This window comes from Paenibacillus hamazuiensis, assembly GCF_023276405.1.
Taxonomy (GTDB): Bacteria; Bacillota; Bacilli; order Paenibacillales; family NBRC-103111; genus Paenibacillus_AF; species Paenibacillus_AF hamazuiensis.
Window position 1 is genome coordinate 1,849,093 of the sequence record NZ_JALRMO010000001.1, and the last position, 22,320, is coordinate 1,871,412.

Consider the following 22,320-nt stretch of genomic DNA (forward strand, 5'->3'; position numbering starts at 1 on the left):
GACCCGGCTTGCCGGTAAGGATCGCTACGGCTTGGGGTATGAACCTGCATGGCGAGTCTCACCTGTATGAGGTTCTTATTTATGGATATCTTATGCTAAAACGACTTGCGTGCAGCGTAGCCTGCCTTGAGTGAGTCCGAGGGGATTGCAGATGGTAGGAGTTTGTTTTTTCGGCCAAAAAAACATTCGCCGTATGCTGTATGAAATCTGGCTTGCAAAAGAGGCTAAAAAATGATTCAGGGCTGCCGGGGAAAACCCCTAGACTGTTCACGGCTGTGAGGCTTCTTGGGGATTATAGTGTGGACTAAGTGGTAATTCAGTCTGATGACCGGCAACGGCATCAAGGCGGGCGTAAAGGGAAACCGCCTTTTCGGCGACGAGAGGGTGACCGCTTGGGAAAACCTACTGGACCTAAGCCACAGCGTTTACTCAAGAAGCTGCCACTCGAATTATTACGATAAAGACGGTTTTTTTGTTCATGAAAACCGAACAATTCTTTATCATATACATATAAGTTTTGCGTCTGGCCAAACATATATGTATTTCCAAGAAAAGGAAAGTGGGAATGAAATTTTCTTTCAAACACTCCATCAAATGGAGTCTTTTTATATCCGTTGTCACCTTCATCCTGGCCTGCGTTTTTACCGTCGCTTCGACGACGGTGATGGAAGGATTTCCTTGGGGCGTCGGGATGCTGATCGTCATTTTTTTGATCTGCAATGGCATCTTTTTTGATATTATGGGTTTAGCCGCGGCGGCGGCGAGCGAAACTCCATTTCATGCGATGGCATCGGAGAAAGTTAAAGGCTCGCGGCACGCGATATATATCGTCCGCAATGCGGATCGGTTTTCCAACTTTTGCAACGATGTGATCGGCGATATTTCCGGAGTAATCAGCGGCGCGGCCAGCGCGCTCGTCGTCTTCAAGCTGATGAGCGGAATGAGCGATAACGAAACGCTGCGTACGGTCGTCAGCGTCGTTTTTACCGCGATCGTATCGGCGTTAACCGTGGGAGGCAAGGCGATGGGCAAATCGTTCGCCATTCATTATTCTACGGATATTGTGCTGTTTATCGGCAAGCTGTTTTACATGATGGAGCACCGGCTTGGAATCAAGTGGTTTACCTCCAAGAAAAAGCACAAACAACACAACGGAAAGAGAGGGAACAAACGTGCTGCTCGAACAAATCAATCAGCCGGATGACCTTAAGCGGCTCTCCGTGGAACAGCTGCAGCAGCTGGCGGAGGAAACGCGCGAATTTCTGATCAAAAACCTTTCCGTCACCGGCGGCCACTTGTCTTCCAACCTGGGAATCGTCGAATTGACGATCGCTTTGCATTACTTGTATAACAGTCCGGTAGACAAATTTATTTTCGACGTCGGCCATCAGTCCTACGTTCATAAAATGTTTACTGGGAGAAAAGACCAGTTTCATACCTTGAGAAAATATAAAGGTTTGTGCGGATTCATCAAACGATCGGAAAGCGAGCATGACGTCTGGGAGGCCGGCCACAGCAGCACATCGTTGTCGGCGGCCATGGGAATGGCGATCGCCCGCGATCTGAAAGGCGAGCACAACCGTGTCATTGCGATTATCGGCGACGGTGCGCTTACGGGAGGCATGGCGTTCGAGGCTTTAAACCACATCGGTCACGAAAAAAAGAACCTGATGGTCATCCTGAACGATAATGAAATGTCGATTGCTCCGAACGTGGGTGCGCTGCATAATTATCTCGGCAAAATCCGCTCGGACAAACATTACATGAAAGCGAAGGAAGAAGTCGAGTACCTGCTGAAGAAAATTCCGGCTGTCGGCAATACATTGGCCAAAACCGTGGAAAAGCTGAAAGACAGCCTCAAATATTTGCTCGTTTCCGGCGTGTTGTTTGAAGAGCTCGGCCTCACTTATTTCGGCCCGGTCGACGGGCACAATATTCCGCTGCTGCTGGATACGATGAAACAGGCCGACAAGGTAAGCGGACCTGTTCTTGTTCACGTCATCACACTGAAAGGCAAAGGGTATTCTCCCGCTGAGGAGGATTCGCATGCGTGGCATGGAGCCAGCCCGTACAAGATCGAATCCGGCAAAATGCTCAAATCTGCCGGACCGCCGATGTACACGGAAGTGTTCGGAAAAACGCTCATTGAGCTCGCGGAACAGGATCCTCGTGTTGTCGCCGTCACTCCGGCCATGCCGGGAGGGTCCGGGCTGCTCGGCTTTGCGGCGAAGTTCCCGAAGCGCATGTTCGACGTCGGCATCGCCGAACAGCATGCCGCAACGCTGTGCGCCGGTCTTGCCACCGGTGGCATCAAGCCGGTGTTCGCGGTATATTCGACGTTTCTGCAGCGGGCGTACGACCAGGTCGTGCATGATATTTGCCGGCCGAATTTGAATGTGATCTTTGCGATCGACCGGGCCGGTTTTGTCGGGCCTGACGGCGAAACGCATCAGGGTGTGTACGACATCGCCTTTTTGCGCAGCATCCCGAATATGGTGCTGATGATGCCGAAAAATGAAAACGAGCTGCGGCATATGCTGAAAACGGCGATCGATTATAACGACGGACCGATCGCTGTCAGATATCCGCGCATTAACGGGGTCGGCGTCGCTATGGACGATGAGCTCGTACCGATTCCGATCGGCAAATGGGAAGTGCATCGGGAAGGCGATGCGGCTGCCATTCTTGCCGTCGGTCCTATGGTGCAGATCGCTGAGGAAGCGGCGGAGCAGCTCGGCAAAGAAGGCGTGCGCGTACGGATCGTCAATGCGAGATTTATTAAGCCTTTGGACGAAAAAATGCTGCTGGAGTTGGCAGGCGAACGCATGAGGATCATCACGATCGAAGAAGGCTCGGTGCAGGGCGGGTTCGGCAGCGCGGTGCTCGAGTTTTATTCGCAGCAAAACCTGCTGTCCCAATTAACCGTCAAAACCGTCGGCATTCCCGACTATTTTGTCGAGCACGGCTCCGTTGCCGAACAACGTCAAGAGGTCGGGCTCACGGCGGAGCGGATCGTCACGGAAGTGCGAGCGCTGCTGCCGAGAAGACGCCAACGGGCCTAGCGGGGAGAATTCATGGCAGCAGATAAGGAACGTTTGGATGTACTGCTCGTGGAGCAAGGATTTTTCGAATCGCGGGAAAAAGCGAAAACGTCCATTATGGCCGGACTTGTTTTCGTCGATGAAGAACGCGTAGACAAAGCCGGAACGAAGGTGGCCCGAACGGCCAAACTTCACGTTAAAGGCGCGGTTCATCCGTATGTAAGCCGGGGCGGGCTCAAGCTGAAAAAGGCGCTGGATACGTTTCAAATACCGCTCGCAGGTGCGGTGATGCTTGATATCGGCGCCTCGACGGGCGGTTTCACCGACTGCGCGCTTCAGCACGGGGCTGCATACGTATATGCGATCGACGTCGGTTATAACCAACTCGACTGGTCACTCCGCAGCGACGAGCGGGTGCATGTGATGGAGCGCGTCAACTTCCGATATATGAAGCCGGAAGATTTGCCGGGACCGAAGCCGACCTTCGCCACGATCGACGTCTCGTTTATTTCGCTCAAGCTGATTTTGCCGCCGTTGAAGGAGATTTTAGGCGATGCGGGAGAAACGGTGGCGCTGATCAAGCCGCAGTTCGAGGCGGGCCGCGAGCAGGTGGGCAAGTCGGGCGTTGTGCGCGACCCTGATGTGCACCGCCACGTCGTGCGGACCGTCATTGAATTCGCGGAAAGCATCGGTTTCTTTCTGAAAGGGCTGACATTCTCGCCAATCAAAGGCGGGGAAGGCAATATCGAGTTTTTGGCTTATTTTACTTGTACAAAAGAAAATGCTCTGCCGGACGATGCGCCGCTCAATCAACTGATCGGCGACGTCGTGGACCAGGCGCAAAGGACATGAAGAAGAACTCATCCGCGCGATGGGTTTTTTGTTTAAAAAAAGGAAATTGCATCCGGATTCACGAAGTAGTATCCGAAAAGAAGGTGATCCCATGCAAAGCGGCGACGGAATCGTCATTTTCCTTATCCTTATCGCGATAGCGGTTTGGGCGTTCACCCGAACCCGCGGCTGGGTTCGAGACAAAACCCGGCGTATCGAACCGGACGTTCCGGTCGACGAAGAAATTCCCGCAGACGAAGCGGTAACGCTTTTGGAGGAAAGCGGCTACGAGGTGCTGGCGGCCAAGAAGCGGCTGCCGATTCAAATCACCTTAAACGGCAGCGAATCGCTGCAAAGCCGTTTGTTCATCGATTACTTTGCGCAAAAAGATGGAGAGTATTACATCGTGAAGCTGGCTAAAGACCGCAAGCCGCTGGAGCTTACGGGGAGCGGCATCCGCGACGCATTTTTATGTTACCAGCTCGCCTATCCGCAAACCGCAGGCATTTTATACGTCGACATGGCTGCGCGCAAAATCAATACTATTCATATAAAGCTTGAAGTTTGAGGGGGATTTCATGAAGGGCCAAAGGCATATCAAAATTCGCGAGATCATCACGAACAAGGAAATCGAAACGCAGGACGAACTGGTGGAGGAGCTGCGCGCGGCGGGCTTCCACGTCACCCAGGCGACCATTTCCCGCGATATCAAGGAGCTTCACCTGATCAAGGTTCCGCTTGATGACGGCAGGTACAAATACTCGGTTCCGGCGGACCAGCGGTATAATCCGCTGCAGCGGCTCCGGCGCGCGCTAAACGATCATTTTGTACATATCGACTATACGGAAAATCTCGTCGTTCTGAAAAGCTTGCCCGGAACCGCCAACGCGATCGCCGCGCTGATGGACAGTCTGGAGTGGAACGAAATTATGGGGACGATATCCGGCGACGACACGATCCTGATCATTTGCCGGACAAAAGAACACAGCAGCCATGTCGTGAATCAAATTTTATCGATGCTAAGTTAAGCAAAGAAGGTGGATTATGTTACTTGAATTGTCCATTAAAAATTTGGCTGTCGTGGAACAAGTCAATCTCGTTTTTCACAAAGGCTTTCACGTGCTTACCGGGGAAACCGGCGCGGGAAAATCGATCATTATCGATGCATTAAGCCTGATCGCCGGCGGGCGCAGCTCGGCGGATCTCGTACGTTACGGCAGCGAAAAAGCGGAAATCGAAGCGTTGTTCCAGATCGAACATAGCCATCCGGCGTGGGAAGTGCTGGCAAAGCAAGGTTTCGAGCCTGATGCGGAGGAGCATTTGATCATCCGCCGCGAGATTACGTCTCAAGGAAAAAGCACCAGCCGCATCAACGGGCAGCTTGTCAATTTGTCGTCCTTAAAGGAAGTCGGGGATTGTTTGGTCAACATCCACGGGCAGCACGAGCACCAGTCGCTTTTTAAGGTGGAGCAGCATATGAAGTGGCTCGACCTGTACGGCGAAAAAGAAATCGGCCCTGTCAAGCTGCGGTATCAAGCATTATACGACGAATATGTTAAAACGCGGAAAAGCTTGAACGAGCTGCTCGAAACGTCCAAGCAGGCGCTGCAAATGCTTGATTTATACCGGTTTCAGAGCGAGGAAATCGCCGCGGCCAAATTAAAATCGGGCGAGGATGAATCATTGGCCGAAGAACGGCGCAAGCTAGCAAATGCCGAAAAATTATTCCAGTCCGCAGCCGACGCCTATGACTTGTTGTACAGCGGCAACAAAGGGCTGGATGCGATCGGAAAAGCGCTGCATCGCCTGCAGGACATAGCGGCTCTCGATCCTGCCGTTTTACAACCTGTCGTGGAGCAGGTCCAATCTGCTTATTATCAGCTGGAGGATGCGGCATATCAAATTCGCGACTACCGGGACAGCATCGAGTTTAATCCGGCCCGTCTCGACGAAATCGAAGAACGGCTCGATATCATTTCCGGTTTAAGGCGCAAATACGGTGCAAACATACAGGATATTTTGGATTATCTCGGCAAAATTCAAAAGGAACTGAGCGTCATCGAAAATAAGGATGACCTTATTCGGGATTTGCAGGAGAAAGAAGCGAAGCAAAAGGAGCAGCTGCGCATCTTGGCCGGCGAGCTGTCGAATGCCCGCCAGGCGGTCTCCGATCGGCTGGCGTCCGCCATCATGACGGAACTGCGCGATCTGCATATGGAGAGAACGCAATTCCGCGCCCAGGTGGCGCCCGACGAAAACCGGCTATCGCGGGACGGTTGGGATCAGGTGGAGTTTCTCATTTCCGCCAACCCCGGGGAACCGCTGCGCAGCCTGAACAAAATCGCGTCCGGCGGGGAAATCTCGCGTGTGATGCTGGCGTTAAAGGCGATCTTCGCCCGCATGGACCGCATTCCCGTGCTCGTCTTCGACGAGGTCGATACCGGGGTAAGCGGCAGGGCGGCGCAAGCGATCGCGGAAAAGCTGTCGGCGCTTTCGGGAAGCTGCCAAGTATTTTCGATCACGCATCTTCCGCAGGTCGCCTGCATGGCTGACGCGCAGTATTACATTTATAAGCAGACGGACGGCAACCGCACTTATACGATGGTGGAGGATTTGAGCGACCAAGGGCGCGTTCAGGAGCTGGCGAGAATGCTCGGCGGTGTGGAAGTGACGGACAAAACGCTTCAGCATGCGCAGGAAATGCTTTCCATGGCGGCGGAAAAGAAATCAAGGATATAACGTGCAGGACGTGGCATTTTTTCAGCGGTAAGGGATCATTTGCAGTTATAAAACAAAAGGAGTGGGGTTACCTTAAAGGTACAAATCGGCGAGCGCGAATTCATCGGTAAAGCAGCGGCTTTACCTGTCGTCATCGTCAATCCATTAGGCAAGGGAGCGTGAGCACTTTGAGTTCCAACCAAAGAAAAAGATTGATTGGATTAATGCTCGTCCTCTTCGTTTGTCTAGGAAGTTTCTCCACTCCTTTTCAAAGCTTCGCTTCATTCCCCGAAGAGCTTCGGCTTTTTGAAGGGCAAAACACCAAACTTCAGTTGGCCATGCCGGTGAGTGCGCAGGTGACGCTAAAAAATCCGGAAATCGTCAAAGTCAACGGAGTGGCCCAGCAATCATTCAAGGTAAATCTTAAGGATCCTATCCAACTGTCATCCGAGCAAACCGGACAAACCGAAGTCAAGCTGAAATTGTTCGGCAAAATCCCCCTGAAAACCGTCAAGGTCAATGTCGTGCCCGATCTGAAAGTCATCCCCGGCGGTCAAACGATCGGCGTTAAACTGAAGTCGGCGGGTATTCTGGTCGTTGGACACCATTTGGTTACCGTAGCGGACGATAAAAAAATTTCTCCCGGCGAAGATGCTAAAATTCAAGTAGGCGATTTGATTATGAAAATCAACGGTAAACCGATCAACGATGTTACGAAGGTTTCCGATCTCGTCAACAAGGCGGGGGAAAGCAAAACTCCGCTGCAGTTAACGATCAGCCGGGGCAGCGAACTCATCGAACTCAAGCTGCAGCCGGCCTATGATGTCGCAGACAAAGCTTACCGACTCGGTCTGTACATTCGCGATTCCGCCGCAGGGGTCGGTACGCTGACCTTTTATGCCCCGGATCAGGGCGTTTATGGAGCGTTGGGACATGTAATAACCGATATGGACACGCAAACCCCGATCGTCGTCGGAGACGGAGAAATCGTTCATTCCAACGTTACCTCCATCTCGAAAAGCCAAAACGGTGAGCCGGGAGAAAAACGCGCGCAATTTTCAAAGGAAAGCAAAGTGATCGGAAATATCGAAAAAAATACGCCGTTCGGCATCTTTGGCAAAATGTATGGAATGCCTGATCATAGTGTATCCAAAGAAGCTTTGCCGGTTGCTTTTGCCGAAGAGGTAAAAGAAGGACCTGCACAAATTTACACGGTCATCAACGGACAAAAGGTCGAAAAGTTCGATATCGAGATCGTTCATGTCGCCAAGCAGGATTACCCTGCAACCAAAGGGATGGTCATCAAAATTACCGATGCGAGACTGCTCGAAAAAACCGGCGGTATCGTCCAAGGTATGAGCGGCAGCCCGATCGTTCAAAACGGCAAAGTTGTCGGTGCCGTAACTCACGTTTTCGTGAACGACCCGACCTCCGGCTACGGCTGTTTCATCGAATGGATGCTTCAGGACGCCGGCATCATGCTCCGATCCGCCAATTCCGAATCAAAGGCAAGCTGACCGCCTTTGATTTTTTCTTTTCGCGGACAAAAGAGAAGCGTTATTTGCGGTAAATTGCGGAACGTATGTCCACATGATTTCAAAAATGGCCATTACTAAACAAATAGCGGACCTGAAGTAACCTGAAGTCCGCTTTTAAAGAAAACTATGTAACTGCAACACTTCGTTTATCTTGCGGTAAGGAAACTTTGCCTGTTGTTGCAAAGAATGCAACCTTTCCCGAATCCGAACCGTCTAAAAAGAAACTTATCATTACACATACCATTACACATACGCTCAAAGCGTGCGGGCCCTAGGCACGACGTATCCCCGCCACGCGGCCCGGCACCAAACGTAAAGCGTGCGGGCATAGGATTGTGCGAAGCACCAATCCATGCCCGGCAAACGCGAGCCCGAGGCATGCAGCCGCGCCACCCGGCCCGGCGTCAAAAGTAAAGCGTGCCGGGCATAGGATTGTGCGCCAGCATCAATCCATGCCCGGCAAAACGCGAGCCCGAGGCACGCAGCCGCGCCACCCGGCCCGGCGTCAAAAGTAAAGCGTGCTGGGCATAGGATTGTGCGAAGCACCAATCCATGCCTGGCAAACGCGAGCCCGAGGCACGCAGCCTGTCACCCACGTGCAGCTAAAGTGCAGCGTGTCCGGCAGCAGATTTTTTGCCTGAAAGCAAAAAATCGCTGCCGGACAGACGCGACCCTAGAAGCGAGTAGTCACGCAAAGCTGGCGGGTCCAGGGCGCTTGGGGCGCCTGGGTCCCCCCGTAGGGGGGATTTAGGGGGGATCATGTCGAATTTCCTCAAACTTTGCAGTTAAATTTTCATTATATGATAAACATTAAAAAAAATAAAGAAAAAATAAATTTCGACAGAAGGAAAATTAAGCCGCGTGTCGAAAACATAGTCTAGGTAAAAATTACAAAATCAATTACTTGCTTATTCGAAGGAGGATTTTGACGTTGCAAAAGATCGAAGTTTTATTGGCGGATGACAATCGAGAATTTACAAACCTGCTTTCGGAGTTTATCGACGACCAACATGATATGACAGTCGCGGGCGTTGCGTATAATGGGAACGACGTCCTTCGCTTTATCGAACAAAACGAACAAGTGCCGGACGTACTTATTTTAGATATCATTATGCCGCATTTGGACGGCCTGGGCGTTCTTGAAAAACTTCGCGAGATGGATCTCAATCCGCAGCCGAAAATTATCATGCTGACCGCTTTCGGTCAGGAAAACATCACACAAAAAGCAGTGCAGCTCGGTGCTTCTTATTATATCTTGAAACCGTTTGATATGGAGGTGCTGACCAACCGAATTCGCCAATTGGTAAGCAATCAGTCCGGTTCCGAAGCCACTGTTCCGTCATCGCATAAACCGAAAGTCATCCAAATGCCGAAAGGCAAAAACCTGGACGCCAACATCACCAGCATCATCCACGAGATTGGCGTACCTGCGCATATCAAAGGCTATCAGTATTTGCGCGAAGCGATTACGATGGTTTACAACAACATCGAAATACTGGGCGCCATCACCAAAACGCTGTATCCGGCCATTGCCGAAAAATACAAAACGACGCCAAGCCGCGTCGAACGCGCAATCCGTCACGCGATCGAAGTCGCCTGGACGCGCGGCAACATCGACAGCATCAGCCACCTTTTCGGCTATACGATCAATATCAGCAAAGCGAAGCCGACGAACAGCGAATTCATCGCGATGGTTGCGGACAAACTGAGAATCGAGCACAAGGTGTCTTGAAAGGGTAAGGAGTAGTGAGATTTGAAAAAGCCATTCCTCTTCCGTGATCATGATCGGGAGGGGGTGGTTTTTTTGAATAATAAACAGCTAACGCAAGCTGCTCATAAAAAAACCTCTTCAGACGTCAAGTGCCGAAGAGGTTTTAAGCATTAATGAATATCGCATTTGTTTCGGATAAAGCTGATTTGATTGATCAGGCGGTTGATTTGCTCCTGCGCTTCCTTGGATGCTTCGCCTCCGCTTTTTAAAGCGGCGAGTTCGTTTTGGAGCTGCTGCAAATCGTCGCCGGCCCGGGCGCAGTCATAATTGCTTTCGAGGTTATCGATCATGGCGGTTCCTCCTTATTTGTTCAAGACGGTACGACCATAATATGCGATAAGACGGTCCCGTTTATCACAGGGAAACATAAGCACAGGACCCACATGCTTTAAAAGGAAAAGAGCAGCAACGGCTGCTCTTTTCGTGAATTCCCCGTCCGTACTAGTGGACAACGCCCGCTTTGTGTAGGACATGATCCCAGCTCGGGTAATAGTAGAGGGCGTTTTTCATCAAGTCGGGGTAGTTTTTCTTGATGTGCTTCTTGTTGAGTGACTCGCCGCTGCCCTGAAGCCGAACTACCTGATGAAGAACTTCATCCATAGTCATGCTGAGCTCCATAGCATTCACTCCTTTGTTTTCGTAACGGTACGTATTAGCATTATTGCCTAATCCATGTAATTCATTCCACTGCATCTAATCATGCTGCATGAAAAAATGCGATGATTCTCAAACTAAAACGGTGCGGGAACTGACTCGGTTTTAGGATTTTTTGCGTTTCGCTTTAAAGCGGGGGGCTACATAATTTCTTTTGCGGTCGCGGAAAAAAATCCATCCGCCGATAAAAGAAACGCCGGCTGCAAAGCAAACGAAACCGAGGGCGAACTTTCCCCACTGTACATGGGCCTCCGGCGAACTGAATTGAGCGAACACCGAGTCCTTCATGGCAAGAAAGCCGTAGGTTGCGAGCACTCCGGGAATAACGAGAAGCAAAATAGCAATAAAACGGAAAAAAGCGATTTTCATGGCAGACTCCTTTTAACGTTTCGTATCCAGCTTATAAAATAACACATATCGTTCGATTTTTCATGCGGTTTGCAGATTTGACACTATATTTCTGCCGGCGAATAAGGGTAAAATAGAAGCTAGATTTTCAGAATGGCTTCAGGGAGGAATTCAAACAATGACACATACATACGATATTGTGGTGCTCGGTGGAGGAACCGGCGGTTACGTCGCCGCCATTCGCGCCGCCCAGCTCGGCAGGACGGTTGCCGTTGTGGAGAAGGACAAGCTCGGCGGAACGTGCCTGCATAGAGGGTGCATACCAAGCAAATCGCTGCTCCGCAGCGCGGAAGTATACGCGACAATGAAGGAAAGCGAAAGCTACGGCATCTCGACCTCCGGGGTGGAGCTTCATTTTCCAAAAGTGCAGGAAAGAAAAAGCGGGATCGTCGAGCAAATCCATAAAGGCGTACAGTACTTGATGAAAAAACATAAAATCGATGTGTTTTCCGGCAATGGCCGCGTCATCGGACCTTCGATTTTTTCACCCCGCAGCGGTGCGGTGTCGGTCGAGCAGGCGGACGGAGAAATTGTGACGCTGGTGCCGCAGCATCTGATCATCGCAACGGGCTCCAGGCCGCGTTCGCTTCCGGGGCTTTCGATCGACGGAACCCATGTGCTTACAAGCGATGAAGCGTTGGAACTGGAGTCGCTGCCCGAGTCGATCGTTATCATCGGCGGAGGTGTTATCGGCGTGGAATGGGCCTCGATGCTGAACGATTTCGGCGTCGATGTCACCGTTGTTGAATACGCAGACCGCCTCGTGCCGACGGAAGATGCCGATGTTTCGAAGGAGCTGCTGCGCCTGCTGAAGAAACGCGGCGTCAAGGTGTTGACGCAGGCCAAGGTGATCGCGGAAACGGTGACTGCGGCGGAAGGGGCGGTTACGCTCAAGGTGGAGCAGCAAGGCGAGCTGAAGGAGCTTGCTGCGGAAAAGGTGCTCGTTTCCGTCGGCCGCGAAGCGAATGTCGAAGGAATCGGCCTGGAAAACACCGATGTGAAAATAGATAAGGGGTTCATCCGTGTTAACGAGTTTATGCAGACGGCGGAATCGCACATTTACGCGATCGGGGACGTGATCGGCGGACTGCAGCTTGCCCATGTGGCAAGCCACGAAGGCATCATCGCGGTGGAGCACATTTGCGGCCACAATCCGGAGGCGATGGAGGCGCACCGGGTGCCGCGCTGCGTCTATACGCGTCCGGAAATCGCCAGCGTCGGCTGGACCGAAGAGCAGGCCAAGGAGCGGGGATTCGACGTGAAAACCGCCAAGGTATCGTTCAAGCCGCTTGGCAAAGCTCTCGTTTACGGGGAAAACGACGGATTTGTCAAGGTGATTGCGGACAAGTCGACGAACGATATTCTGGGGGTACATATGATCGGGCCTCATGTGACCGATTATATTTCGGAAGCCGCGCTTGCCCAGTTTCTGAACGCAACGCCATGGGAGGTCGGGCAGACGATTCATCCGCATCCGACGCTTTCGGAGCTTATCGCAGAGGCCATGCTTGCCGTAGATGGACAATCGATTAATTTTTAAAAAAGAGCGCAAGATCAAATTGTATTCATAATGAAAAGGCATTATAATACATATATAGTGTCTAGTATTAGGACCTAGTAATAAGTTTCGGTGCTAATGAAGCAAGCATTGCCTGCCGGCAATGCCAAGCAAATGCTTACGAAGCCGGCATTGCCTTCGGCAGTGCCCTTAGGAGGGGACCCACATGTCCATCGGTCAATTGATGAAGCATAGGACGTTAGGATTGTCCGACCAGCAAGTCATCGACATGTACACCTGCATGGTAAAAGCCCGCAAGTTCGATGAACGCGGCCTTGTGCTTCAGCGTGCAGGGAAAATCGCTTTTCACGTATCCGGCATCGGTCAGGAGCCGGCGCAGGTAGGGGCCGCGTTTGCCCTGGAACGAGGAAAAGATTACTTTTTGCCGTATTACCGGGATTACGGATTTGTGCTTGCGGCCGGGATGACGCTCAAGGAACTGATGCTGTCGGTATTCGCCAAAGCGGAAGATCCGAACAGCGGCGGCCGGCAAATGCCGGGGCATTTCAGCCATAAGAAGCTCAACATCGTGACGGGCTCGAGCCCGGTTACCACGCAGCTTCCGCATGCGGTCGGCTTTGCGCTGGCAGCTAAGATGAAGCGGCAGGACTTCGTCGCTTTTACGACGTTCGGCGAGGGCTCCAGCAATCAGGGCGATTTCCATGAAGGCTGCAACTTTGCGGGAGTCCATAATTTGCCCGTTATCTTCATGTGCGAAAACAACCAATATTCGATTTCCGTGCCGCTTCACAAGCAGGTTGCCGGAAGAAGCGTCGCCGAGCGGGCGATCGGCTACGGTTTTCCCGGCGTCAAGGTAGACGGCAACGATGTGCTCGAGGTATACCGCGTCGTCAAGGAAGCGCGGGAACGCGCCGTGCGCGGCGAAGGTCCTACGCTGATCGAAGCGGTTATGTACAGGATTTCTCCGCACTCCACGGCTGACGACGATATGCTGTACCGGACGAAAGAAGAAGTCGAAGAGAACCGGCGCAAGGATGGAATTCCGAAATTTAAGCAGTATTTGACCGACTGCGGTTTATGGACCGAACTTCAGGAAGAAGAGCTGCTGGAAAATGTGAAAAAAGAAATCAACGAAGCGACGGATTACGCGGATAAGGCTCCGTATCCGAAGCCGGATGATGCGCTGAAGCATGTTTTTGCCGAAGAAGGGGAGGTGTAAGCATGGCGGTCATTACTTATTTGGAAGCGATCCGTTCGGCAATGCGCGAGGAGATGGAGCGCGATGAAAACGTCTTCGTCCTGGGCGAAGACGTAGGCAAAGGCGGCGTGCTGAACGCGACCAAAGGGCTCCGCGATCTGTTCGGCGAGGCCCGCGTCATGGATACGCCGCTCGCCGAATCGGCGATTGCGGGTGTGGCGATCGGAGCGGCGATGTACGGCATGAAGCCGATTGCGGAAATGCAGTTTGCCGATTTTATTTTTCCGGCGACCAACCAAATTGTCAGCGAAGCGGCCAAAATCCGCTACCGTTCGAACAACGATTGGAACTGCCCGGTCGTGATCCGCGCGCCGTACGGAGCGACCGGAGGCGGAGCTCTGTACCATTCGCAATGCCCGGAGTCGGTATTTTTCGGCACGCCGGGCCTCAAGCTCGTTGCGCCGTCCAACCCTTACGATGCGAAAGGTTTGCTTAAAGCGGCGATTCGCGATGCGGACCCGGTTATCTATTTCGAGCATAAAAAATGTTACCTGGCCTATTCCGCCGAAGTGCCCGACGAGGATTACACCGTGCCGATCGGCAAAGCCGACGTCAAGCGTGACGGTACGGATGTGACCGTCATCTCGTACGGAATTACGGTGCAGTATGCACTCCAGGCAGCCGAAGAGCTGGCGAAGGAAGGCATCAGCACGCTCGTTCTCGACCTGCGCACGCTACAGCCGCTTGACAAGGAAGCGATTTTGGAGGCGACAGCCAAGACCGGCAAAGTTTTGATTGTGCATGAGGACAACAAAACGGGCGGCGTCGGCTCCGAGGTGTCGGCCATTATCGCGGAGGATCTGCTGTTTGAGCTGGATGCGCCGATCATGCGCTTGTGCGCTCCGGACGTGCCGGCGGTCGGGATGAATCCGCCGATGGAAAAGTTTTTCCTGCTGAGCGCGGATAAAATCAAGGAAGCGATTAAAAAGTTGGCGTTATTTTAAGAAGATACCCGAGGAGGTCCGACGATGGCCCAAGTGAAGCAGGGAACCGATGTGACGGTTCCTCATCTGGCGGAAAGCCTCGTTTCCGCTACGATAGGAAAATGGTTGAAAAAGCCGGGGGATTACGTCGAGCAGTACGATGTGCTCTGCGAGCTGTTTACAGATAAAGTCAATACGGAAATGCCGTCTCCGGTATCGGGAACGATTCTCGAAATCGTCGTGCCGGAGGGCGAGACGGCGGCAGTCGGTGCCGTCATTTGCCGAATTGCCGAGGAGGGGGCGGCCGCCTCGTTCGCACCTTCCGCGGCGGCGCCGGAACAAGCGGCCGTCGCGGCCGACAGCGGCGAAGATGCAAGCATGCGCGGACGCTACTCGCCGGCGGTGCTGAAGCTCGCCGCCGAGCACGGCGTATCGCTCGACGCGGTGCCGGGCACCGGTCTCGGCGGGCGTATTACGCGCAAGGACGTCGAGCAGTTTGTCGCCTCCGGCGCGCATAAGGCCGCCAAGCCGCAGCAGCAGGCAGATCTGCCGCAAAACGCCGCAAGGCCGCCGCAGGAGGGGGCCGTATGGGCGGCGAATTCGTATGGCGGGGAAACGGTCGCCCCGGCGGGAACGCCGCTGTCGGGCCCGGGGTTCGTCGTGCCCGCGCCGGCCAAGGTACCGGTCCGCTCGACCGGACTGCACCTGTCGGAAAATCCGCCGCTGCCGAACATCGAGGTCGAAGGCCAGCCGCTCGAAGGCCGCGGCGAATATTTGATCGACGTAACGCCGATACGGAATACAATTGCAAGCCGGATGCGGCAAAGCGTCACGGAAATTCCGCATGCATGGACGATGATCGAAGTCGACGTCACGAATTTGGTCATGCTGCGCAATAAGCTGAAAGACGAGTTTTTGCGTCAGGAAGGTATCAAGCTGACGTATTTGCCTTTCGTGCTCAAGTCGGTCGTCAGCGCGATCAAGGACTACCCGATCATGAATTCGGTATGGGCTGTCGATAAAATCATCGTCAAACGCGACATCAACATCTCGCTCGCTGTAGGTACGGAAGATTTCGTCGTGACCCCGGTCATCAAGAAAGCTGATCAAAAAAATATCGCCGGCCTCGCGCAGGAAATCGACGAGCTGACGAAAAAGGCGAGAGCCGGCAAGCTGGCGCTTGGCGACTTGCAAGGAGGAACGTTCACGGTTAACAACACCGGGTCGTTCGGCTCGATCCTTTCTTATCCGATCATCAATTATCCGCAGGCGGCGATTTTGACATTTGAATCGATAGTGAAAAAACCGGTCGTCATTCAGGACATGATCGCCGTACGTTCGGTGGCCAATATGTGCTTATCTCTTGACCACCGCATATTGGACGGCGTCATCTGCGGCCGCTTCCTCCAGCGCGTTAAGGAAAACCTCGAAGGCTTCACGCTGGATACGAAGCTTTATTAAACGGTGATAAGATAGCGAAGTGGACGGAATCGTGCTGGAGAAGCGTTAGCGGTCGCCTTTGTGACCGGATTTCAACCGCCGAATGGCGATTGAATCAAGAAATCCGGGAACAAGAGCGATCGGAAGTACGATCCGGGACACGCAGCAGCCCTTTTTACCACACTTTTAAACGAACAAATTAATCGTAAACAGCAGCGTGGAAAGCAGCATCGATGCGATCATCAGGTAAATGATAACTTTAAAGACGAGTTTATTGCGGTACATGGTAACAAGCTCCTTTTCATGGGCATAATGACGTATGAATCAACTAACATGTCTATAAAGCCATTTTACCCTACCGGGACATTGGAGGAAAGCTATGATTCAGCAAAACCGGCTCGTGAACCATTTTTTGGAGTTGGTCCGGATCGACAGCGAAACGAAACATGAGCAGGAAATCAGCGCTTACTTGAAAAAAGCGTTCGCGGATCTGGGTCTGACAGTGGAAGAGGACGATTCTGCGGCAAAAACCGGACACGGCTCCGGTAACCTGATCTGCACGCTGCCTGCTGCCGATCCTGCTGCATCCATACCGACGGTATTTTTCACCGGGCATATGGATACCGTGACACCGGGGAAAGGCATCAAGCCGTCGATCCATGAGGACGGATTTATCCGCAGCGACGGCACGACGATTCTCGGCAGCGACGACAAAGCGGGACTTGCCGCCATGTTCGAAGCGATCCGGGTGCTGAAGGAACAAAATATCAAACACGGCAAAATCTTGTTTGTCATTACCGCAGGCGAGGAAGCCGGACTGAAAGGCTCGCGCGCAATGGATCCGAAATGGGTGAAAGCCGACTTCGGCTATGCGCTCGACTCCAACGGGGAGATCGGCGACATTGCAGTCGCGGCTCCGACGCAAGCGAAAATTCACATTTCGATCCGCGGCAAATCGGCGCATGCCGGGGTGAATCCGGAGGACGGCCTGAGTGCGATCCAGGTGGCAAGCAAAGCGATCGCCCGGATGCCGCTTGGGCGCATCGACCATGAAACGACCGCCAATATCGGGCGTTTCGCCGGAGGCGTCGAAGGTGCGACGAACATCGTCGTGGAGCGGGCCGAGCTCGAAGCGGAAGCGCGCAGCATCGTCCAGCATAAGTTGGACGCCCAGCTCGAAGCGATGCGCAAAGCATGCCTCGAGGTCGCCGCGGAAACGGGGGCGCAGGTCGATTTTCACAGCGATATCATTTACCCTGCCTATAAACACGACGATGAATCGCCGGTCGTGCAGCTCGCGATGAAGGCACTAAAAAAATGCGGCTGCACGCCAAAGACGTTTCATTCCGGGGGGGGCAGCGACGCCAATGTGTTTAACGGGATGGGCGTGCCTACGGTCAATCTCGCCGTCGGCTACCAGCATATCCATACGACCAAGGAACAAATTGCGGTCAAGGATCTTGTCAAAACCGCCGAAGTGGTGCTGGCGATCATTCAGGAAGCGGCTTCGGCGCAATAAGAAGTTTTCTTATGACGGCGCAGATTTCTGCATTTTGAGCAAAAACGGAGTATTGACGGAAAAAAGAATTCCGTTAACACTCCGTTTTTTTTTCGACCTTAGAGGCGCACCGAATTCCATTGTTTTTTAGCAGCGAATGATCGGCTATGCAAATTGTGCCCAGGTTTTGGGAAAGCTAGCGTCGTTCGTTCAAACTAAAAAACATGGAGGAATGTTGTCGATGAAACATCTGATCGTCTACGCCCACCCGAATCCTGACAGCTTTAACCATGCCATTTTGGAAACAATGGTTCGTGCACTCAAACAAAAAGGGCACGAAATCACGGTGCGGGATTTGTACGGCCTCAATTTTTCACCTGTGCTCAAACCGCAGGACACGGCTGCCATGAAAGCGGGGCAAACTCCGCAGGACATAAAAATCGAACAGGACTATATCGCTCAAGCGGATGTGATTACGTTCATTTATCCGATATGGTGGACCGGTATGCCGGCAATACTTAAAGGTTACGTTGACCGCGTCTTCGCTTACGGATTTGCGTACGCATACGGGGCGCAAGGAATCGATAAGCTGCTGACCGGCAAGAAAGGCTTCATCATCAATACGCACGGCACGCCGAAGGATATATACGATCAGATCGGGATGACGGCCGGGCTCAAGGTGACATCCGACACCGGAATTTTAGAGTTTACCGGAATTGAACCCGTAGACCATTTGCTGTTCGGAAGTGTGCCGAGCGCAGGAGAGGCAGCGCTTAAAGATATGTTAAAGCAGGTCGAAGACAAAGTGAGCTCTTTGTTCTAAACGATTAACCCTGTGCAGACTGCGCCGCCGGGAAGGGGATAATGCGGGCGGACGCCTTGTTTTCCCCGGAAAGCGGCAGTTTCGGATATGCAGGGTCGCCGCTCTTGGACGGAATGATCCGAACGTGATCGTTTAAAAGTTGCTGCAGTGTCACCGTCGGACCCGATTGATGCGCCAGTCTCTTCAGCTGTTCGCGGATCTCCCACACTTTTCCGACCAGACGCATATCGCGTTCGCTTACGTATACTTTCATAAGGGCCCCCTCTTTCCGGCAAAAAGCCGTAAAGTTTGTTATAATACAGCTTATGTGCAGGAAGGACAAGTTATGCCTTTCGGTGTAATGAGGGAGGAGAAGCGATATGGCGAACGATAAAAAATTTGAAGAAGTTACGGTGAAGACGGAGCCGATTTTTCAAGGCCGCGTCATTTCGCTGCAGGTCGATCATGTCAAGCTGCCGAACGGGGAAACGGCGACGCGGGAAATCGTTAGGCATCCGGGGGCGGTAGCCGTGCTTGCCCTGCTGGACGATAAGCTTCTGGTCGTTGAGCAGTACCGCAAACCCTTGGAAAAAAGCCAGGTTGAAATTCCGGCAGGCAAGCTGGAACCGGGAGAGGAGCCGGCGGAAGCGGCAAAAAGGGAGCTGGAAGAGGAGACGGGTTACCGCTGCGAAAGCATCCGGCATTTGTGCTCGTTTTATACGTCTCCGGGATTTGCCGATGAAATTTTGCATCTGTACGTCGCCGAGAAGCTGACCAAAGGCACTGTTCAACTGGACGAGGACGAATTTATCGACTGCGAAGCGATTACGCTCGAGCAGGCGCTTGATTTGATAAAACAGCAGCGGATCAGCGATGCGAAGACGATATTGGCCGTTTACGCGTGGCAGCTTTACCGGCTGACAGGGGCGTTTTCTCCCCATGAATGAATATTACGTCGATCTGCATATTCATATCGGGCGAACGGAGGCGGGACAGGCGGTCAAAATAAGCGCGGCAAACGATTTGACGTTTTACAATATCGCGAAGGAAGCCTCGGTGCGCAAAGGGATCGAAATGGTCGGCATCATCGATTGCCAGTCGCCCGGAGTGCAGGCCGAGATCGATTTTTACCTGGAGCGCGGCGACATGCGGGAGCTGCCCGGCGGCGGCATTCAGTACCATGATACGACGGTCGTCCTCGGCAGCGAAATCGAGGTGAGGGACCCGGGGATGAAAGCGGCCCACCTGCTGGCATATCTTCCGACGCTTGGGGCGATGCGGGAATTTACCGAATGGATGAAGAAGTCGATGAAAAACGTCGGACTCAGCTCGCAGCGCATTTACGTGCCGTCCCGCGTGCTGCAGGAGGAAGTGGTCGGCCGGGGAGGGATTTTGATTCCCGCCCACATTTTTACCCCGCATAAAAGCGTCTACGGGAGCGCGTCGACGAGGATGACGGATTTGCTGGACTTGGAGCAGGTCGCGGCGGTCGAGCTTGGCCTTAGCGCCGATTCGAAAATGGCCGGGCTCATTTCGGAGCTCGACCGGTATACGTATGTAACGAATTCGGATGCGCATTCTCTCGCCAAAATCGGCCGCGAATACAACCGCATCGCGATGAAGGAACCCAGCTTTACGGAGCTGGTGAAGGCGCTCGGCTGCGCGGACGGCCGTGAGGTAACGGCGAATTTCGGGCTGAACCCTCGGCTCGGCAAGTATCACCGCACATACTGCGGGCTGTGCGAGTCGATTTTGGACGAAAGCGAGACGACGGTGGAACGCTGCTTATACTGCGGCAGCACGAAAATCGTACGCGGGGTGATGGACCGCATCATTGCGATCGCCGACCGCGACGAACCGTTCGTTCCGAAGGATCGGCCGCCGTACTATTACCAGGTTCCGCTGGAATTTATCCCCGGGCTCGGCCCGAAAAAGTTCGACCAACTGCTGGAACGATTCGGTACCGAGATGAACATTCTTCACCGTGCGTCCCGCGAGCAATTGGCCGAAACGGTTGGAGAGGAGATTGCCGAATATATCGTCCAGGCGCGCGAAGGAACGCTTACGCTCCATGTCGGAGGCGGCGGACGTTACGGCAAAGTGGGCAAGCTGGAGTAAGCGCGGAACAAGTGATAAAGCCGGTTTTTCCTAAGGCAGGAAAACCGGCTTTTTTTTGGCTGCTCATTGCTGGGGAGCACCGCGAAGTTTTCATTATAAGAGAACTTGCCTTGGAAAACGTTCCATAAAAGGTTATATGATTGGAATAAAAACATATTAAAGTTAGGAGTCGTTAGCTCATGAAACAAAACAAATATGACGATCCCGGATTTTTCGAAAAATACAGTCAGATGCCCCGTTCGACCGGCGGCTTGAACGCCGCCGGGGAATGGCACGAGCTTCGAGCCATGTTCCCCGAGCTGCGCGATAGACGCGTGCTTGACCTCGGCTGCGGCTTCGGCTGGCATTGCCGGTACGCCCGCCAGCAGCATGCGAGATCGGTGGTCGGAGTGGATATTTCCGAAAATATGCTGGCGCGGGCCAGAGAGAACACCGACGATCCCGCAATTGAGTACCGGCGGATGGCGATTGAGGACATCGACTTCGCCGAGCAGGAATTCGACGTTGTCATCAGCTCTCTGGCATTTCATTATGTTGAACGCTTCGAGGAAGTATGCCGTAAAGTACACCGCTTCCTTACGCCGGGAGGCTCCTTTGTCTTTTCGGTCGAGCATCCGGTATTTACCGCGCTTGCCGCCCAAGACTGGCATTACGGACCGCAGGGTGAAAGATTGCATTGGCCCGTCGACAATTATCAAAGTGAAGGCCTGCGGCACACGTCATTTTTGGGCAGCGAGGTTACTAAGTATCATCGCACGGTCGCGACTTACTTGAATGCGTTGATCGATGCCGGCTTCAGGATCAGGAGACTTTCCGAACCTCAGCCTGCGCAAGAGCTGCTGGCCCAACATCCGGAAATGCGGGACGAAACCCGCCGGCCTATGTTTCTTATGATCGCAGCGGACAAAATATGAAACGAGTGGGCTGCGGGAGCGGCCAAATGATTTATTCGGCGGATTCGCCGTCTCCCGCGCCCAGCATTTTCAGGAGCCCGGGAGGGAGCACGAACTGCTGGTTGTCGATCATAATGCGAACCAGCCTTTCGTCCTCGGACTCGGATTCGAGCTTCAGGTTCTCAATTTCGCGGTGCAGCCGCTCCATTTTTCTGTCCAACGCCGTTGCCGCATCGGCCGCCTCCTTCAGCTCCTCGAGAAGACGGGCGGGCACATTTTTTTCATATTTGTAATAGATTTTGTGCTCGAGGCTCGCCCAAAAATCCATGGCAATGGTGCGGATCTGCACTTCAATGCATACTTTCTCCTGCCTGTCGGACATAAACACCGGGACCTCGATCAGCAGATGCAGACTTTGATATCCGTTCGGCTTCGGGTCGCGGATGTAATCCTTTTCCTCCAAGATAGTCAAATCGTTCTGCTTGGCCAGCATATCGCGAATCCGGTAAATGTCGTCGCGGAACGAGCAGGTAATGCGCAGTCCGGCAATGTCGCGAATATGGCGCCTGATCGAGTCGAAGGAGATCGGAACTCCTTTGCGCTGCAGCTTGTTCATGATGCTGTCGGGCGTTTTCAGCCGCGATTTCGTATATTCGATCGGGTTGTAGTCGTGCAGAAATTGAAACTCCTCTTTAAGAATTTCCACCTTCGTTTCCATCTCGTCCAAAGCAAATTTGTACATCATCATAAATCGGGTAATTTCCTGTCTAAAATGCTTCAATTGAGCCATGATCGGCATTTGATTCATAGAGCGTCTCCTTCTGAAGCGGCGTCCGGCTGCGCGATCTGCCGATCGTCGTACCTTATTCGCCATTGATGGTTGATCCATTTTATCTTAACAAACAATG

The 22,320-nt window shown here is 52.9% G+C and carries 23 protein-coding genes; 17 read left to right on the forward strand and 6 right to left on the reverse strand.

Going from position 1 to position 22,320, the window contains the following annotated elements:
• Window positions 1-565: 565 nt before the first annotated feature.
• The 8 genes from MYS68_RS07915 to spo0A all read left to right on the forward strand — a co-directional run bounded on the left by MYS68_RS07915 (window position 566) and on the right by spo0A (window position 9,860).
• Entirely contained in the window at window positions 566-1,204 is a 639-nt protein-coding gene (locus tag MYS68_RS07915) for a hypothetical protein (RefSeq protein ID WP_248925311.1), read from the forward strand.
• Entirely contained in the window at window positions 1,173-3,062 is a 1,890-nt protein-coding gene (dxs, locus tag MYS68_RS07920; RefSeq protein WP_248925312.1) for a 1-deoxy-D-xylulose-5-phosphate synthase, read from the forward strand. Before MYS68_RS07915 ends, dxs begins: the two co-directional genes overlap by 32 nt.
• 12 nt (window positions 3,063-3,074) lie before the next feature.
• Window positions 3,075-3,893, forward strand: coding sequence for a TlyA family RNA methyltransferase (locus MYS68_RS07925; protein ID WP_248925313.1), 819 nt, complete (start codon window positions 3,075-3,077; stop codon window positions 3,891-3,893).
• A gap of 91 nt (window positions 3,894-3,984) precedes the next feature.
• Window positions 3,985-4,440 carry a hypothetical protein gene (locus MYS68_RS07930; RefSeq protein ID WP_248925314.1) on the forward strand — a complete coding sequence of 152 codons (456 nt, stop codon included), beginning with the start codon at window positions 3,985-3,987 and terminating at the stop codon, window positions 4,438-4,440.
• 10 nt (window positions 4,441-4,450) lie between these two features.
• A complete protein-coding gene (ahrC, locus tag MYS68_RS07935; RefSeq protein ID WP_248925315.1) occupies window positions 4,451-4,900 on the forward strand; it encodes a transcriptional regulator AhrC/ArgR in 450 nt (149 codons plus the stop codon).
• Window positions 4,901-4,916: 16 nt separating this feature from the next.
• The gene (gene recN, locus MYS68_RS07940; protein WP_248925316.1) at window positions 4,917-6,611 is read left to right on the forward strand and encodes a DNA repair protein RecN; all 1,695 of its coding nucleotides are present in this window, start codon (window positions 4,917-4,919) and stop codon (window positions 6,609-6,611) included.
• 167 nt (window positions 6,612-6,778) lie between these two features.
• Window positions 6,779-8,107 carry a SpoIVB peptidase gene (gene spoIVB, locus MYS68_RS07945; protein WP_248925317.1) on the forward strand — a complete coding sequence of 443 codons (1,329 nt, stop codon included), beginning with the start codon at window positions 6,779-6,781 and terminating at the stop codon, window positions 8,105-8,107.
• Window positions 8,108-9,059: 952 nt separating this feature from the next.
• Window positions 9,060-9,860: a sporulation transcription factor Spo0A gene (spo0A, locus tag MYS68_RS07950; protein WP_248925318.1), complete on the forward strand. Its 801-nt coding sequence runs from the start codon at window positions 9,060-9,062 to the stop codon at window positions 9,858-9,860.
• 149 nt (window positions 9,861-10,009) lie between these two features.
• Here spo0A and MYS68_RS07955 read toward each other — a convergent pair whose 3' ends face one another.
• The 3 genes from MYS68_RS07955 to MYS68_RS07965 all read right to left on the reverse strand — a co-directional run bounded on the left by MYS68_RS07955 (window position 10,010) and on the right by MYS68_RS07965 (window position 10,922).
• Complete coding sequence (locus MYS68_RS07955; protein WP_248925319.1) at window positions 10,010-10,189, reverse strand: DUF2524 domain-containing protein; 180 nt, start codon at window positions 10,187-10,189, stop codon at window positions 10,010-10,012.
• Between the two features lie 151 nt (window positions 10,190-10,340).
• On the reverse strand, window positions 10,341-10,517 hold the full coding sequence (locus tag MYS68_RS07960) for a hypothetical protein (protein ID WP_248925320.1): 177 nt from the start codon (window positions 10,515-10,517) through the stop codon (window positions 10,341-10,343).
• Window positions 10,518-10,658: 141 nt separating this feature from the next.
• Window positions 10,659-10,922, reverse strand: coding sequence for a DUF2627 domain-containing protein (locus tag MYS68_RS07965; RefSeq protein WP_248925321.1), 264 nt, complete (start codon window positions 10,920-10,922; stop codon window positions 10,659-10,661).
• Between the two features lie 157 nt (window positions 10,923-11,079).
• Here MYS68_RS07965 and lpdA point away from each other — a divergent pair, with 157 nt between their 5' ends.
• The 4 genes from lpdA (at window position 11,080) to MYS68_RS07985 (ending at window position 16,122) form a co-directional block, all read left to right on the forward strand.
• Complete coding sequence (gene lpdA, locus MYS68_RS07970; RefSeq protein ID WP_248925322.1) at window positions 11,080-12,501, forward strand: dihydrolipoyl dehydrogenase; 1,422 nt, start codon at window positions 11,080-11,082, stop codon at window positions 12,499-12,501.
• A gap of 184 nt (window positions 12,502-12,685) precedes the next feature.
• Entirely contained in the window at window positions 12,686-13,699 is a 1,014-nt protein-coding gene (locus MYS68_RS07975; protein ID WP_248925323.1) for a thiamine pyrophosphate-dependent dehydrogenase E1 component subunit alpha, read from the forward strand.
• Window positions 13,700-13,701: 2 nt separating this feature from the next.
• Window positions 13,702-14,682, forward strand: a complete 981-nt coding sequence (locus MYS68_RS07980) for an alpha-ketoacid dehydrogenase subunit beta (protein ID WP_248925324.1) — start codon at window positions 13,702-13,704, stop codon at window positions 14,680-14,682.
• A gap of 24 nt (window positions 14,683-14,706) precedes the next feature.
• On the forward strand, window positions 14,707-16,122 hold the full coding sequence (locus MYS68_RS07985; protein WP_248925325.1) for a dihydrolipoamide acetyltransferase family protein: 1,416 nt from the start codon (window positions 14,707-14,709) through the stop codon (window positions 16,120-16,122).
• Between the two features lie 165 nt (window positions 16,123-16,287).
• On the opposite strand, the gene prli42 is transcribed toward MYS68_RS07985, so the two are convergent.
• On the reverse strand, window positions 16,288-16,386 hold the full coding sequence (gene prli42 / locus MYS68_RS07990) for a stressosome-associated protein Prli42 (RefSeq protein ID WP_248925326.1): 99 nt from the start codon (window positions 16,384-16,386) through the stop codon (window positions 16,288-16,290).
• 94 nt (window positions 16,387-16,480) lie between these two features.
• Here prli42 and MYS68_RS07995 point away from each other — a divergent pair, with 94 nt between their 5' ends.
• On the forward strand, window positions 16,481-17,620 hold the full coding sequence (locus MYS68_RS07995) for a M20/M25/M40 family metallo-hydrolase (RefSeq protein WP_248925327.1): 1,140 nt from the start codon (window positions 16,481-16,483) through the stop codon (window positions 17,618-17,620).
• Between the two features lie 220 nt (window positions 17,621-17,840).
• Window positions 17,841-18,422, forward strand: coding sequence for an NAD(P)H-dependent oxidoreductase (locus MYS68_RS08000; protein ID WP_248925328.1), 582 nt, complete (start codon window positions 17,841-17,843; stop codon window positions 18,420-18,422).
• 4 nt (window positions 18,423-18,426) lie between these two features.
• On the opposite strand, the gene mciZ is transcribed toward MYS68_RS08000, so the two are convergent.
• The gene (mciZ, locus tag MYS68_RS08005) at window positions 18,427-18,675 is read right to left on the reverse strand and encodes a Z-ring formation inhibitor MciZ (RefSeq protein ID WP_248925329.1); all 249 of its coding nucleotides are present in this window, start codon (window positions 18,673-18,675) and stop codon (window positions 18,427-18,429) included.
• A gap of 106 nt (window positions 18,676-18,781) precedes the next feature.
• On the opposite strand from mciZ, the gene MYS68_RS08010 reads away from it, so the two are divergent.
• The 3 genes from MYS68_RS08010 (at window position 18,782) to MYS68_RS08020 (ending at window position 21,433) form a co-directional block, all read left to right on the forward strand.
• Window positions 18,782-19,348, forward strand: a complete 567-nt coding sequence (locus tag MYS68_RS08010; RefSeq protein ID WP_248925330.1) for an NUDIX hydrolase — start codon at window positions 18,782-18,784, stop codon at window positions 19,346-19,348.
• Window positions 19,341-20,519, forward strand: coding sequence for an endonuclease Q family protein (locus tag MYS68_RS08015; protein WP_248925331.1), 1,179 nt, complete (start codon window positions 19,341-19,343; stop codon window positions 20,517-20,519). The genes MYS68_RS08010 and MYS68_RS08015 overlap by 8 nt, the downstream gene beginning before the upstream one ends.
• Before the next feature lie 179 nt (window positions 20,520-20,698).
• A complete protein-coding gene (locus tag MYS68_RS08020; protein WP_248925332.1) occupies window positions 20,699-21,433 on the forward strand; it encodes a class I SAM-dependent methyltransferase in 735 nt (244 codons plus the stop codon).
• 31 nt (window positions 21,434-21,464) lie between these two features.
• Here MYS68_RS08020 and MYS68_RS08025 read toward each other — a convergent pair whose 3' ends face one another.
• Complete coding sequence (locus MYS68_RS08025) at window positions 21,465-22,220, reverse strand: GTP pyrophosphokinase (protein ID WP_248925333.1); 756 nt, start codon at window positions 22,218-22,220, stop codon at window positions 21,465-21,467.
• Window positions 22,221-22,320: the final 100 nt, after the last annotated feature.